The sequence below is a fragment of the Bifidobacterium magnum genome, from assembly GCF_000741255.1.
Taxonomy (GTDB): domain Bacteria; phylum Actinomycetota; class Actinomycetes; order Actinomycetales; family Bifidobacteriaceae; genus Bifidobacterium; species Bifidobacterium magnum.
The window spans coordinates 58,367-73,131 of sequence record NZ_JGZB01000003.1 but is presented as its reverse complement, the minus strand read 5'-3'; the positions used below and the strand labels follow the sequence as shown (position 1 = coordinate 73,131).

Sequence of the window (14,765 nt, the reverse complement as noted above, 5' to 3'; positions counted from 1 at the left end):
AACCGGTCCCATTACTTATTGGTTATGGACGAGAGGTCACTTCTCGTTCTGTCCGTGGCACATCTTGTACTTGCGTCCCGAACCGCACGGGCACGGAGCGTTGCGTCCCGTTCCCGGGAACGTACGGCCGTCGGCCCACGGCGTCTTGAGCTGGTCGTTCTTCGGACGCTTGAACGCCGGCACCTTGCCTTCGGCGTGCGTCAGGGGTTTGGGGCCCATCAGACCGCTTTCCGGCACGTGCTCGTAGTTCTTTTCCGCCTGCTTGACAGCCACTTCGTTCTCCTCGGTGGCGACTTCGTCGGCGACCTCGTTCTGCTCGGCCGGAGGTACCGGCGCATGCAGGCGCGTGTCGTTGGAAGTCAGCGGATCCTCGTCACGCGTGTCCTCGCCTAGTTCGCGTTCCGCCGCGTCCACGGCGGCGGCGGTCGCGTCGTCTGCAACCTCTGCCGTAGCGGCTGCGGCGGCTGCGGCGGTGGCGGCAGTTGCGGTCGCGGAGTCGGCGGCAATCGGACTCGGCTGGTCGGCCGGTGCGACGTCCGTGTGGGAGACGGTCTTGACCTCAATGTGGAACAGCAGCTGCACGGACTCTTCCTTGATCGCCTCGATCATGGAGTTGTACATCTGGTAGCCTTCGCGCTGGTATTCCACAAGTGGGTCGCGCTGGCCCATGCCGCGCAGGCCAATGCCGTCCTTGAGGTAGTCCATCTCGTACAGGTGCTCACGCCACTTGCGGTCGAGCACGGCGAGCACCACGCGGCGCTCCAACGCGCGCAGGTCCTCGTCGCTAAGCAGCTCCATGGCGGCCGCGTACTTGTCCTGCGCGTTCTCCACGAGCGTGCGGCGCACGGCGTCCTGAGCCTTGACGCCCTTGAGGTCCTTGGCGGACAGCTTGATGGTGTCGAGGTCCAAGTCGATCGGGTACAGCTCGCGCACGGCCTTGTACAGGCCGTTCCAATCCCAGTACTGCGGCTTGTCGGAGTTCTTGCTGGCACCCTGGATGTAGCTCGTGATCGTGTCGTCGATGAAGCGCTCGATGTCGTCGTGGATGTCTTCGCCCTGCAACACGGCCTGGCGTTCCTGGTAGATCACCGTACGCTGCTTGTTCATCACGTCGTCGTACTTAAGCACGTTCTTACGGATTTCGAAGTTGCGCGATTCCACGGCCTTCTGCGCCGTGCGCACGCCCTTGGACACGCTCTTGGACTCGATCGGCTCGCCTTCCGGCATGCCCTTGGCCATGACGCGCGCCACAAGCTGCGTGTTGAACAGGCGCATGAGGTCGTCTTCGAGGCTCAGGTAGAAGCGGGATTCGCCCGGATCGCCCTGACGTCCCGAACGGCCGCGCAGCTGGTTGTCGATACGGCGCGATTCGTGGCGTTCGGTGCCCAGCACGTACAGGCCGCCGAGCTTGACGACTTCCTCATGCTCGTCCTTGACCTGGTCCTTGATCTTCTCGAGCGTGGACGGCCACAGCTTCTCGTACTCTTCCGGAGTGTCTTCCGGCGAGTAGCCTTCCTTCTTGAGCTGCGCGTCGGCGAGGAATTCCACGTTGCCGCCCAGCATGATATCGGTACCACGGCCGGCCATGTTCGTGGCGACCGTGACGGCGCCCTTGCGGCCTGCTACGGCGACCACGGCGGCTTCTTCCTCATGGTGCTTCGCGTTGAGCACCTGGTGGGGAATGTTCACCACGTTGAGCAGCGACGAGACGACTTCCGAAGATTCGACGGACGCCGTACCGAGCAGCACGGGCTGTCCCTTCTTGTGGCGGTCGGCCACGTCCTTGACGATGGCGGCGAGCTTTTCCTTCTTCGTACGGTAGATCAAGTCGTTCTGGTCCTTGCGGATCATCGGCTTGTTCGTCGGGATCGGCAGCACGCCGAGCTTGTAGGTGCCCATGAATTCGGCGGCTTCCGTTTCTGCCGTACCCGTCATGCCCGCAAGCTTGTCGTACATGCGGAAGTAGTTCTGCAGCGTGATTGTGGCGAAGGTCTGGTTTTCCGCCTTTACTTCCACGTTTTCCTTGGCCTCGATGGCCTGGTGCAGACCTTCGTTGTAACGGCGGCCCGGCAGAATGCGGCCCGTGTGCTCGTCGACGATGAGCACTTCGCCGTGCGTGACCACGTAGTCGCGGTCGCGCAGGAACAGTTCCTTGGCCTTGATGGCGTTGTTGAGGTAGCCGATCAGGGCCGTGTTGCTCGGCTCGTAGAGGTTGCCGATGCCCAGGTAGTCTTCGACCTTGGTGATGCCCGGATCGAGGATGCCCACGACCTTCTTCTTCTCGTCGACATCGTAATCCTCGTCGCGCGTCAGCTTGGCCACGAGCTTGGCGAACTGGCGGTACCAGCGCGTCACATCGCCTTCGGCCGGACCGGAAATGATCAACGGCGTACGGGCCTCATCAATAAGAATGGAATCGACCTCATCGACGATGGCGAAGTGGTGGCCGCGCTGCACGAGTTCGTTGGTTTCCCACGCCATGTTGTCGCGCAGGTAGTCGAAGCCGAATTCGTTGTTCGTGCCGTACGTGATGTCCGCGTTGTACTGCTTGCGGCGTTCGGCCGGCTTCTGTTCGGTGATGATGCATCCGACGCTCATGCCCAGGAAACGGTAGATACGGCCCATGAGCTCGCTCTGGTAGCTGGCGAGGTAGTCGTTGACAGTGACCACGTGCACGCCCTTGCCTTCCAGCGCGTTGAGGTAGCTCGGCAGGGTGGCGACCAGCGTCTTGCCTTCACCGGTTTTCATTTCGGCGATGTTGCCCCAGTGCAGAGCCGCGCCGCCCATGAGCTGCACATCGAAGTGGCGCTGTCCCAGCGTACGCTTGGAAACTTCTCGTACGGTTGCGAAGGCTTCCGGCATCAGGTCGTCGAGCTTGGCGCCGTTGGCGAGCATCTGCTTGAACTTCGGCGTCTGCGCCTTGAGTTCCTCGTCAGTCATGGCGGAGATCTTGTCTTCCAGCGCATTTACCGCCTGCGCCACATTTTCGAGCTTCTTGAGCTGATGTCCCTCGCCGATGCGCAGGGCCTTGTCAACAATATCTACCACGGTCACTTCCTTAGTGTCGTTTGGCTGAAAATCTAGTATCGAGCATAGCGAATTCGGTACGGTTTCATTTTATTTTTCGACCAAATTACGCAATTTTTATACGATTCTTCAATATAGTTTCACGAATCCCGACATCGTGCATAAAAAAGGGCCGGCGCACACCGCACCGGCCCTTAATCTATAGAAACGCGTATCTATAGGGGGAAGGACGACTCAGTCCTTCTTCTCCAGATCCTTCACGTTTTCTGGCGTATCGATCTCGAACACGCCGTAGCTCCAACCATGACGGTGGTACACCACGGACGGACGGTTCGTTTCCTTGTTGACGAACAGGAAGAAGTCGTGTCCGATCAGCTCCATCTCATACAGAGCCTCGTCGATGCTCATCGGCTCGGCGATGTGCAGCTTGCGACGGATGACGATCGGCGTATCGCCTACCTGAACCTCAACGGACTCACCCGGAGCGAGTTCGGAAGCGACAGCAGCCTGCGGGCTGTCCATCGTCGAATCTTCCACTTCTTCCGCCACGTCGACTGCCGGCGTCACTGGGCCCTCATCAACGGGGAGCGGAGTGTAACCCTTGCGGTGATCCTTGCGACGATCGCGAGCGCGACGCAGGCGGAGGGTCAGCTTGTCCAGTGCCAGATCCAGAGCCGTGTACATATCCGCGCTCGAGGCTTCTGCGCGGATCACGGTGCTGCCCGCGATCACAGTGATTTCCACGCGCTGTGCGGTATCCGCCAGGCGCGGGTTGCCTTCATGGGACACAACGATCTGAATACGCTGCGTATCCGGGGCAATAGCGGTCACACGATTCATCTTGCTTTCAACAACGTCACGGAACTTTTGCTTGATCTGCGTATGACGTCCGGTGATGACGATTTCCATGTGGACCTCCCTATACTCAAGCGGCGAAGCCGCTATGTAACTGACCGTGCAACTATTCGCTGCGCGGTACCTTCATTGTACTGATGTGCTAATTATTACAAGCGAAATTCCTATTTCGTGAGCATAAAGGACAATTCTTTGCATTTTATCCATATCTTGTCCGGACGGCTGCTAAACTGGAACGGTTGAGATCCCTTGATGGCCGCGTTTCCCTAGGGAAATGAGGAACTTCCGGGCTCCATAGAGCACGATGGCGGATAACGTCCGCCCAGGGCGACCTGAGAGATAGCGCAACAGAGAACAGACCGCCTGCGCCTCGTGTGCGGGTAAGGGTGAAACGGCGGTGTAAGAGACCACCGGAATGCTGGTGACGGCGTTCGCATGGCAAGCCTCATCGGGAGCAAAGCCAAGTAGAAGGCAGGGCTGCTCGCCCATATGCCTTCGGGTAGGCTGCTAGAGCTCAGCGGCAACGTTGAGTCGAGATGGATGGCCATCCGCATTGGCAACAATGCGACAGAACCCGGGGTATAAGGGATCTCAACATTCTCTTTTCCTTACATTCCCCGAGTCCCGTGGCAAGTGTTTTTATATTTTCAGCACACGTTTTCCGCGCATTGAGACTTAGTAATGAGCCGAATTTTTACGCTATGGCCGATTACGCTGCGGGCGGCTCAATCGCTGTCAGTAAACAATTCCTCGCTTACTTCGCGAATTGACTGCGGATTATGGCCCTTTCTTCCGGCTGTGGACCAGAAGCGTCGACGGCGCACTTGAAGATCCAGACCTTGCGTTTTACGGGCTACGGCCCGGCCCAACTGCCACAGCGCGTCCACGAACACACCCTGCTGCGCGGCCTCATGCGCTATACGGCGCGCAAGGGATTGGTCCACGCCTTTGCGTTCGAGCTCGCGTATCACACCGTATTCGCCCATATTGCGGCGCACGCAATAGTCCACCGCTTGGCGCGCATAGTCTTCATCGTCCACGAGCTGCAAATACACCAGGCGATCGATCGTAGCTTCGATCACTTGCGGGTCGTATCCACGGTCGGCCAGTTTTATACGCAAAGCGCCTGTGGGGCGTGCGGCAGCGTCCAATAAGCGCAACGCCGCCTCCTTGCACGCTTCGGCGTCGGACGGATCCCCAGCCTGGGCCACACGGAACGCTCCCCTGCGCGAACGCGCACCACGGCCTGAACCATCATGGTCAAATGGATCCGACGGATCATCGCAATCCGCGCGTTGATCCGCAGCCTGATTCGATTCTTCCACGCTTCCATAAGGTTCCGGCGCCATGGCCGGCTCGGCTTGGTGGAACAGACGCGGACCAAGCCCCGGGCCGGGTGTCGGGCGCTCCCGTTTATCAGAGGAGACGCCCGGCATGTTCGCGCGGTTGCGCAAAAACTCTTCCGCAGAGATCACTGGGCGTCCTCACCAGCCGCATCCGCGGAGTCGGCGTTCTCGCCCTCCCCTACCGCGTATTCGTCGGCGGGAGCCAGACCGAAGACCACATGCACCTTGTGTTCGATTTCCTCGGCGAGCTCCGGATTGTCCTTGAGGAACTTGCGCACGTTCTCGCGGCCTTGCCCGAGCTGGTCGCCTTCATAGGTGAACCACGAGCCGGACTTCTTGACCACGCCGGCTTCAAGCGCCATGTCGATAATGGAGCCTTCCTTCGAAATGCCTTCGCCATACAGCACGTCGAATTCGGCAATCTTAAACGGTGGGGCCATCTTGTTCTTGACAATCTTGACCTTCGTGCGGTTGCCCACAGCCTCGTCGCCATTCTTCAGCGTCTGCGTGCGGCGAATGTCCAAGCGCACGGACGAGTAGAACTTCAACGCCTTGCCACCCGTAGTGGTTTCAGGGTTGCCGAAGAACACGCCGATCTTTTCGCGCAGCTGGTTGATGAAAATCGCCGTGGTGTTGGCCTGCGCCAATGCGCCCGTCATCTTGCGCAGCGCCTGGCTCATAAGCCTGGCCTGCAAGCCCACATGGTTGTCTCCCATGTCGCCTTCGATTTCCGCCTTCGGCACCAGCGCCGCCACGGAATCGATAACAATAACGTCAAGGGCTCCCGAGCGGATCAGCATGTCGGCGATTTCCAACGCCTGCTCGCCATTGTCCGGCTGGGAAACGATCAGGGAATCCGTATCTACGCCCAAATGGCGCGCATAGACGGGATCCAATGCGTGTTCGGCATCGATGAATGCGGCCACGCCACCTTTCTTCTGCGCGTTCGCCACCACATGCAACGCCAGCGTGGTCTTGCCCGAGGATTCGGGGCCATAAATTTCCACGACACGGCCGCGCGGCAGGCCACCAATGCCCAATGCCATGTCAAGGGCCAAGGAACCCGTGGGAATCACTTCCACGTTCTGTTCCGGCTTGTCTCCAAGCCTCATGGCCGAGCCCTTGCCGAAGCTCTTCTCCACTTGCTTCAACGCAGTTTCCAAAGCGGCTTCGCGACGCGGATCGATACCGGGCCTTTCGGCCGCTTCTTCATTCTTATGCGCCATAGTTGCTCCTTATTTATTAGTGACGGCATCACTAAGCAAGTACGCTAATGCAATTCCTCCACGCTGCCAAGCTCATGCGCCGCGTTGTGCATAGCGCACGCGGTTATCCACATGAGGCAGCCGGGTACTGCTTCAATAGGTCAAGTATATCAGAAAATGCGAACACTTGTTCGAATCTCCATAAGAACAAGGCGTGTCGGCCATTACGAAAAATCGACAGGCAGCGGCGGCGCCGCATGATCCTTTCCCCACCGTTGGGAATCAGGGATTTCCATTTGATCGCACAACACATTCCATACGGTTCGCGGCTCTTCGCCATCGTGCAACGCCTCGAGAACCGTACGGCTGTCCAGCTTCACCAACCGCTGGTCACGCGCCAGCGACCGGCCATATCCGCGGCCGAACACTTCTTCCAACAATTCCCAAAACTCACGTTCACGCATGCTCCGAGCATACCGCATGCGCACCAACAGAAAAACCCGCCGGTTGGAAAACCGGCGGGTTATCAACGAGGTTTATTCACATCGTGCCGCTAGACACAGATCCCCTATTGCTGTGCCTGCGCACGTTTACAGGCAATCTCCGACTCAGGCCCCTACGGAATCGAGGTAATCGGCAACCATGCGCAGCATCTGCGAGGCGCTCAGGCCCAAAGCCTCAGAGATGGAAGCGAGCAGCTCGGAGCTGGCTTCCTTCTGGCCGCGCTCCACTTCGGAGAGGTAACCGAGAGACACGCCGGCCTTCTCGCTTACTTCGCGCAGCGTCTTGTGGTCACGCGTACGCAGGTCGCGCAGTACGTGGCCGATGGCTTCACGCAGGGAGACTTCCTTGGTCTCTCCGAGAATCTCGTGATGGCGAACCACGGAACGCGGACGCGTGATCTCAGCGTCCTCTTCCTGCCACATGCGGGCGAGGGCGGCCTGACGTTCGTCCTTGGCCTTCTTGGCGGCGCGAGCGCGCAGCACCTGCTGCTGTGCGAACATCACGGCCCTGCGCTGCGACGGCGTCAGTTCGCGCATGCGGGCGCTTCCCGCACGCACCGTCGTCGCGGCTTCCATCTTCTTCATCTCGGCTACCTGTGCGCCAACCATCATTGTTGCCATCTCGCTACCTCATTTCAACCAGTCGTAATGGCTACCTCGTTTTGCTTACAGAACTACTACAGAAATTATTCCTGTGAAGAACCTGTGAGTTCTCTCAGGTTTTGCAAAACACAGCGGACGGTTTCCCGTCTAATTATTTGCCGAGATCCGCGTAATTCCAACTTAAATACATATTCCAAGGAACTCTCATAATTTTTAAAAAATTCCGGTAACGACACGCCCGAATAGACCAAACCTACGGGTTTTTCGCCGTCCGGATCGGGTCCTGCGACCCCTGTGGTGGACAATCCGATTACTTTGCCCTCGTCTTGCGATTGGCAAAAAAGTTGAGCTGTACGCCGAGCCATCTGCCGTGCCACTTCCGGGTCCACGGCGCCCTCGCGTCGTAAAAGTTCCGAATCGACATGTAAGACTGACGCCTTGGCGCGAATGTCGTAGGTGACGGCCGATCCGAGGAATACGGACGAGGCTCCCGGCACGCTCACGAACGCGTTGGCGAGCAGCCCTCCCGTGAGAGACTCGGCGCACGCGATTTTGAGTCCGCGTTCGCCGCACCAGCGCAATATTTGCGCAGCCAACTCCGAGATCTCCGCATCGAGCCGTTCCATATGCTCGAGCTCGTCGTCGCGCACATCCTTGCCACCGTCGCATACGTCATGTTGCGTATCCATAATTTGTCCTTTCCCAATGCCAACCAATCCAGCGTGCCATATGCGAAACGCGCCGGCCGCATCTTGTTCATGCAACCGGCGCGTCCGCCATAATTCAGTACGTACATAATCCAGTACGCGACTGGTCAGTTCATTCCATTGCGGTCAGCATCACTGCTTGTCGCGATGGCCGAACGTGTTCGCCAGATACTGCCAGCCCGAGTACAGGCACAGGATCAGCGAGAAGTAGATCAGCGCGTAGGTGATCACGAAATACACGTTGAGCCATACGGAACCGTTGGCGCCCGAAATGAACCACACGGGCACCAGCAGCATGCCCAGGCCGATGCACTGCGTGAGCGTCTTGTACTTGCCCGCCTGGGATGCGGCGATAACCTTGCCGTTGGGCTGTTCCATCACGAAGAAACGCATGACGGTGATGCCCACCTCGCGAAGGATGAACAGGCCTGTGACCACCCAGCCCAGAATCACATTGCCGAACTCGTTGAAGCAGGCCGCCACAATCAAGGTGCCCAGCGTGAGCAGCTTGTCGGCGATCGGATCCATCAGCTTGCCAAGTTCGGTCACCTGATTGTATTTGCGCGCCATCCAGCCGTCGATCTTATCGGTCGACGCGGCAATGATGAAGATGATGGCCGCGGCCAGACGCATGCCATGGTTGCCGAATCCCCACGGGCCCGCCGCGATGTACAGGCCCAGGAAGACGACCACGAGAATAATGCGCGAGAAGGTTACGAGATTCGGCGGAGCATTCCATCCATCCCACAAAGACGAGCGCTGCTTTGTTGTGTTATTGCTCACTGTTGTGCGTCACTTTCATTTGTTGCTTCACAAACCCGCCTATCCGCGACTTCACAAATAAGCAAATTCATGCTGGTGTTGGTTGCCATAGTAATGCCATCACATGTCAAACGCCACTTGTTGGCACTATCCTTGCGCAACCGTCACATCCGCCGATTCCGTAGCGTCCGCGCCGGCCCCGCCCGTCAGCGAGCTCGTCTTACCCTGGATGAAGTCGAGCACCTGGTCGAGGTCTTCGGGCCGTACCAGCACTTCGCGCGCCTTGGAGCCTTCCGACGGGCCCACCACACCGCGCGATTCAAGCAGATCCATAAGGCGTCCGGCCTTGGCAAATCCGACGCGAAGCTTGCGCTGCAACATGGACGTGGAACCGAACTGGCCGGCCACAACAAGCTTAGCCGCCTCCAGCAGCTCGTCCATATCGCCGCCAATGTCTTCCGCGGCATCCGCTTTCTTGTCCGCGCCGTTGGCCATCTGTTCAATGTCTTCACGATAATGCGGCTTGCGTTGCGCACTCACGAACTCCACGGCCTTGCGGATTTCCGATTCGTTCACCCATGCGCCCTGCACACGGATCGGACGAGCCAATCCCATGGGCAGGAACAATCCGTCACCTTGGCCGATCAGCGTCTCCGCGCCCGTCGAGTCGAGAATAACGCGCGAATCGGTGGACGACGACGTCATGAAGGCGAGTCTGGACGGAATGTTGGCCTTGATCAGGCCCGTCACCACTTTCACGGACGGACGCTGCGTGGCGAGCACCAGATGGATGCCCGCGGCTCGCGCCAGCTGCGTGATGCGGATAATCGAATTTTCCACATCATTTTTGGCGACCATCATAAGATCGGCCATCTCGTCGACCACAACGAGCAGGTACGGATACGGCGCGACCTTCCGCTTGGATCCCGGAGGGACCTGCACTTTGCCCGCGCGCACGGCCTCGTTGAAATCCTTGACGTGGCGGTACCCGAAGAACGCGAGGTCCGAATAGCGGGCCTCCATTTCCTTGACCACCCATTCCAGCGCCTGCGCGGCCTTCTTGGGATCGGTAATAATCGGCGTCAACAAATGCGGAATACCCGCGTACGCGCTCAATTCCACGCGTTTCGGATCGACCATGATCATGCGCACCTGTTCAGGAGACGCGCGCATGATGATCGACGTCAACATCGAATTGATAAAGCTCGACTTACCGGAACCGGTGGCGCCGGCTACCAGCAAATGCGGCATCTTCGTAAGGTCGGCGGTAATGAAGTTGCCCTCCACATCCTTGCCGACGCCCGTAAGCATGGGATTGTCGTCTTCCAGCGCCTCTTTGGAACGCAAGACGTCGCCCAACGGCACCATTTCGCGGTCCTCATTTTGAATTTCGATACCGATCGCCGATTTTCCGGGGATCGGAGAGAGGATGCGCACGTCAGGACTCGCCACTTCGTAAGCGATGTTCTTTTGCAGATTCGTGATCTTTTCGACTTTGACGCCGGCGCCGAGTTCGATTTCGTACTGTGTGACGGACGGTCCGCGCAGGAAGCCGACGACTTTCGCGTCCACATTGAATTGTTCGAACGTGCTTGTCAGCGCACGGATCACTTTGTCGTTGGCGGGGGTGCGGGCCGCATGCGGCTTGCCATGCGCCAGCATGTTCAGGTCGGGAAGCTGGTACGGAGCGGACTCGTCGATAACGGCCGGTTGCGCGCCCGAAGCGGCCGGCTGAATGGCTTGGGACGGTGCAGCGGCGGGGGAAGCATTTGCCGAAGCGTTTGCGGCGACGGCCGAGGAAGCGGCATGACCGGCCTGCTGGCTCATGTTCTGCAGTACGGCGGCGGCCGAGTTTCCGGCATTTACCATGCCGGCGGGCAGTGCGCTCGCGGAATCGGTGGAAACCGGCGGCGTGTGGACGGGCTGCTCACGCGACTGGAGCGGAGCGCCCTGTTCAATATGCTGGCCTGTGAACGGATTTACAATTTCACCCGTCGCCGTGTTCACAAGCACGGTGGCGTCATCGTCGTTCGAGTCGTCACGGCCCAACGCCGACCAGGGATCGGGGCGCGTCTGGGACCAGGAACCTGAAGGCATGGCTCGCGTATGGCCGTCATGGCCCTGGTTGAGGACCGTAGTGGCCGACGCGTCGAACGAGTCGCTGTACTGGCTGCGGTTGTCGGTATCGAGATCCGGCGTGCGACCGTTGCGCGACGTGGCGCGCACGAACGCCTCGTCCCCCGCATACCGGTCCAGTCCGCCGCTGCGCGCACCCTCACGGCGACGCGAGAACAGTCTGCTGAAGAATGCGCCAATACCGCGAACCGGACGTTCACCCGACTCGTCGGATCCGTCATGGGCCGGGGCGCCGTCGGCAAACTGGAGCTTGTCGCCGTCCAGCCGCACTTCCCCGCCCGAAACGGACGCTTCGGAAACGTCCTCGTCGCGCGGGACGCACCAGCTTTTGACCTTTTCGGGAACTTCCGTCACATGCGTACCCGTAAGCAGCAACAACGAAAACAGGGCGGCGATCACGAACACGATAATGGCGAACGTCTGGGAAAGTCCCCATGCCAACGGCGAGCCGACAATGAATCCCACGAGGCCGCCGGCACGCTGCAAATTCTGCCAGTCAAACGCCTTGGTGTCGGCGGCCATCACCACATCGATAATGGAACAGACGGACCACAGCAGCATGCCCCATCCCAGCAGTACGCGCGGATTGCCCGAATGCTGTCCCGAATTGCGCATGAGACGGAACGCCACAATAATCAGCAATACGGGCAGCACAACGCTCATCACGCCCAGCACGCCGGATGCGAAATTGTGCAATACGAGTCCCAGAGGGCCCGTCACACGGAACCATTCGGAGCCGATAAAGAACACGGCCAAAATCAGCAGCACGAAGCACAGGCCGTCCCGCCCGTACGCTTCGTCATACTCCCCCACGCTCACGCGGCGCACGGCGCTGCCGAACGCGCGCGGAATAACAAGCAGCGCGTGCTTCCACCACGGTTCCACAGGCGTCGACTGGCGCTGCGAACGCGTGGCCCCCGAAGACGAGGAACTGCCGCTTCGTGCGCTTCGCGCGGAACGCGTGCCGCTTGAAGTTGAACGCGTACTGCTGGAACTGCTGCGGGAACGAGGGGATTTCGATGAAGTTGTTCGTGCCATAACGTTTTAAATTCTACCGATTTGTCAGACGAAAGTACCGCATCTTTCTTATCTTTCTTGCATCCGCCGCGCGAAGCCAGCCCGGTTTTACTGGTGCACCTGCCCCAAATGGTGCTGCACATACTCGTCGGCGTGCGCATCGATCGCGTCATAATCGCCGCGGTCGGCATGGTCAATCACGGCCATGGCATTGTCCACGAGCTGCGGATGAAGCGCCGAGAGCCAATGGATGCGCGGATCCCTGCCAAACCAGCCCATCTGCTTGCGCGCGAGCCGGCGCGTTTTCTGCGCGACCAACGCCTGCGCCTCCTCGAGGCTCGTCAATCCGTCCAAATAGTCGATCACCTGCTGATAGCCCAGCGCACGCGCGGCCGTGGACCCCAACTGCGGGCGCACCGCACGCACCTCGTCCACAAAACCGTCGTCAAACATTTGCCGTGCGCGCTCGGCCACGCGTTCGTCGAGGTCTTCCCTGGCCAGGTCAAGGCCTATTTGCACGCTCGGAATCACATACCGGTAGCGCGGTAACGTGGACGAGAACGGCTGGCCCGTCAACTCGATCACTTCAAGCGCGCGTACGGTTCTGCGCACATTGTGGCGGTCCATGTGGGATGCGGCCTCGGGGTCGCGTTCCTGCAGTTCGGCGAACAGCACGTCGCCGCCTTCCCGCTCGGCGCGCTGTTCCAACCGTTCGCGAATCGCGGGATCGGTTCCCGGGAACGAAATGTCGTCAATCGCCGCGCGCGCATACAGGCCGGATCCGCCCACCAGAATGGGGCGAATGCCCTGCTCCTGCAACCGCGCGATGGCGTCGCGCGCCAACGTCTGGAAACGCGCGACAGTCATCGTGTCGGTCGGCTCGATAATGTCGAGCAGATGGTGAGGAACCGCGGCCTGCTCCTCGGCGTTGGCCTTGGCCGTGCCGATATCCATGCCGCGGTACATCTGGTAGGCGTCGGCATTCACGATTTCCGCGCGCTCGCCGCGTTTGGCCAGCTCACGCGCGATGGCGATACCGAGTCCTGTTTTTCCCGACGCGGTGGGCCCCACTATGGAGACCACGCGCCTGGCTTCAGTGTCGAAGCTCATAGGTTTGTCCCTCGGCCGGATTCGGGTCGGCGATCAGGTTGTGGCGTCCGGCGTGCGTGACCGTGGCCGTGACCACGTCACCGATCTGTGGCGCTTCGAATCCCTCGGGAACGCCGATATGCACGAGCTGTCCCGTGCGCTCGCGGCCCGTGTAACGGTGCGTGTCGGCGTCCTTTTTACCCGCGCTCCCCGTGATCAGCACCTCCACATCGCGGCCTTCAAAGCGTTGCAATTCCTCGGCCGTGATCTGTTCCTGCAGCGCGACGAGACGCTCGAGACGGTCCTGGGCCACATCGTGGGGCACCTGTTCCATTTCAGCGGCCGGCGTTCCGGGACGCGGCGAATAGATGAACGTGAATGCGGACGAGAAGCGCGCCTTGCGCACAATGTCAAGCGTCTGCTGGAAGTCTTCTTCGGTCTCCCCCGGGAAGCCGACAATGATGTCGGTGGAGATCTGCGCGTCGGGCATGGCTTCGCGGATCTTGCCGAGAATCGTCATGAACTTTTCCGTACGGTAGGAGCGGCGCATGGCGCGCAGGATCCTGTCGGAACCGGACTGCAGCGGGAAGTGCAGCTGGTGCATCACATTGGGCGTTTCCGCCATGGCTGCGATCACGTCGTCCGTGAAAGCGGCCGGGTGGGGCGACGTGAACCGTACACGTTCCAGCCCTTCAATCGTGCCGCAGGCGCGCAGCAGCTTGGAGAACGCGTAACGGTCGCCCATGCCGTAGCCGAACGAGTTCACGTTCTGGCCGAGCAATGTCACTTCCTTGGCTCCACCCTCCACACAACGCTGGATTTCCGCGAGAATGTCGCCCGGACGACGATCATGCTCTTTGCCGCGCGTGGTCGGCACGATGCAGAACGTGCACGTATTGTTGCAGCCCATGGAAATGGCGACCCAGCTCGTGACGCGGGCGCCGCGGTCCACCGGGAGGTCGGACGGGAACATGCCGAAATCGTTGTGCACTTCCACTTGCGGCGTGCCCGTGACGCGCGCCTGATCCAACAGCTGGGGCAGATCCTCAATATTCTTCGTACCGAATACGGCGTCCACCCATGGCGTCTTCTTCACGATTTTCTGGCGGTCGAGCTGCGCCATGCAGCCGCCGATCGCGATTTGCAGGTTCGGGCGTTCGCGCTTCATCTTGGCCCACAAGCCAATGGTTCCGTACATGCGTTCGGCGGCGTTTTCGCGCACTGCGCACGTATTCATGACAATCACGTCAACATCTTTGTCAAGGAATTGTTCTTCGGTGGCGGGCACATATCCGTCGGCTTCCAGTACACCGGCGATACGTTCGGAATCGTGCACATTCATCTGGCATCCCAGCGTATGCACGTAGAACAGGCCCTTGCCGCGATCGGCGGAAGCGCCCTGTTCGGGAGCGACGGCGCGCTCCTGCCTGGTCATCATCTCTTCATCCATAGCGCCCATCGTAGCGGCGCGTTGAGATGTTCGACATCTTTGCAGCGAGTGTCCAGATCCTTTTC

The 14,765-nt window shown here is 59.8% G+C and carries 10 protein-coding genes, 1 other RNA gene and 2 pseudogenes; 1 reads left to right on the top strand and 12 read right to left on the bottom strand.

The features are described 5' to 3' along the window. Nucleotides 1-36: 36 nt before the first annotated feature. The 3 genes and pseudogenes from BMAGN_RS08800 to hpf all read right to left on the bottom strand — a co-directional run. A pseudogene (locus tag BMAGN_RS08800) lies at nucleotides 37-216 on the bottom strand (SEC-C metal-binding domain-containing protein); the annotation flags it as partial. 335 nt (nucleotides 217-551) lie between these two features. Further along, nucleotides 552-3,048, bottom strand: a pseudogene (secA, locus tag BMAGN_RS02315) (preprotein translocase subunit SecA); the annotation flags it as partial. A 213-nt stretch (nucleotides 3,049-3,261) separates the two neighbouring features. Then, nucleotides 3,262-3,936, bottom strand: coding sequence for a ribosome hibernation-promoting factor, HPF/YfiA family (gene hpf, locus BMAGN_RS02310; RefSeq protein WP_022859103.1), 675 nt, complete (start codon nucleotides 3,934-3,936; stop codon nucleotides 3,262-3,264). Nucleotides 3,937-4,122: 186 nt separating this feature from the next. On the opposite strand from hpf, the gene rnpB reads away from it, so the two are divergent. Then, an RNA gene (rnpB, locus tag BMAGN_RS07840) (RNase P RNA component class A) lies at nucleotides 4,123-4,480 on the top strand. A gap of 127 nt (nucleotides 4,481-4,607) precedes the next feature. Here rnpB and BMAGN_RS02305 read toward each other — a convergent pair. The 9 genes from BMAGN_RS02305 to miaB all read right to left on the bottom strand — a co-directional run bounded on the left by BMAGN_RS02305 (nucleotide 4,608) and on the right by miaB (nucleotide 14,700). Continuing rightward, nucleotides 4,608-5,357 (bottom strand): regulatory protein RecX, encoded by a 750-nt coding sequence (locus BMAGN_RS02305; RefSeq protein ID WP_238548745.1) that lies wholly within the window; start codon nucleotides 5,355-5,357, stop codon nucleotides 4,608-4,610. Beyond that, nucleotides 5,354-6,454 carry a recombinase RecA gene (recA, locus tag BMAGN_RS02300; protein WP_022859101.1) on the bottom strand — a complete coding sequence of 367 codons (1,101 nt, stop codon included), beginning with the start codon at nucleotides 6,452-6,454 and terminating at the stop codon, nucleotides 5,354-5,356. The genes BMAGN_RS02305 and recA overlap by 4 nt, the downstream gene beginning before the upstream one ends. Before the next feature lie 203 nt (nucleotides 6,455-6,657). Continuing rightward, nucleotides 6,658-6,897, bottom strand: coding sequence for a DUF3046 domain-containing protein (locus BMAGN_RS02295; RefSeq protein ID WP_022859100.1), 240 nt, complete (start codon nucleotides 6,895-6,897; stop codon nucleotides 6,658-6,660). A gap of 144 nt (nucleotides 6,898-7,041) precedes the next feature. Then, nucleotides 7,042-7,548, bottom strand: coding sequence for a helix-turn-helix domain-containing protein (locus BMAGN_RS02290; protein WP_022859099.1), 507 nt, complete (start codon nucleotides 7,546-7,548; stop codon nucleotides 7,042-7,044). Between the two features lie 74 nt (nucleotides 7,549-7,622). Then, nucleotides 7,623-8,165 (bottom strand): CinA family protein, encoded by a 543-nt coding sequence (locus BMAGN_RS02285; protein WP_022859098.1) that lies wholly within the window; start codon nucleotides 8,163-8,165, stop codon nucleotides 7,623-7,625. 213 nt (nucleotides 8,166-8,378) lie between these two features. Next, nucleotides 8,379-8,996 carry a CDP-diacylglycerol--glycerol-3-phosphate 3-phosphatidyltransferase gene (pgsA, locus tag BMAGN_RS02280; protein ID WP_022859096.1) on the bottom strand — a complete coding sequence of 206 codons (618 nt, stop codon included), beginning with the start codon at nucleotides 8,994-8,996 and terminating at the stop codon, nucleotides 8,379-8,381. 159 nt (nucleotides 8,997-9,155) lie between these two features. After that, nucleotides 9,156-12,029 (bottom strand): FtsK/SpoIIIE family DNA translocase, encoded by a 2,874-nt coding sequence (locus BMAGN_RS02275; RefSeq protein ID WP_022859095.1) that lies wholly within the window; start codon nucleotides 12,027-12,029, stop codon nucleotides 9,156-9,158. A 240-nt stretch (nucleotides 12,030-12,269) separates the two neighbouring features. After that, entirely contained in the window at nucleotides 12,270-13,271 is a 1,002-nt protein-coding gene (miaA, locus tag BMAGN_RS02270) for a tRNA (adenosine(37)-N6)-dimethylallyltransferase MiaA (RefSeq protein ID WP_022859094.1), read from the bottom strand. Further along, nucleotides 13,255-14,700 carry a tRNA (N6-isopentenyl adenosine(37)-C2)-methylthiotransferase MiaB gene (miaB, locus tag BMAGN_RS02265; protein WP_026501837.1) on the bottom strand — a complete coding sequence of 482 codons (1,446 nt, stop codon included), beginning with the start codon at nucleotides 14,698-14,700 and terminating at the stop codon, nucleotides 13,255-13,257. Before miaB ends, miaA begins: the two co-directional genes overlap by 17 nt. Nucleotides 14,701-14,765 lie beyond the last annotated feature (65 nt).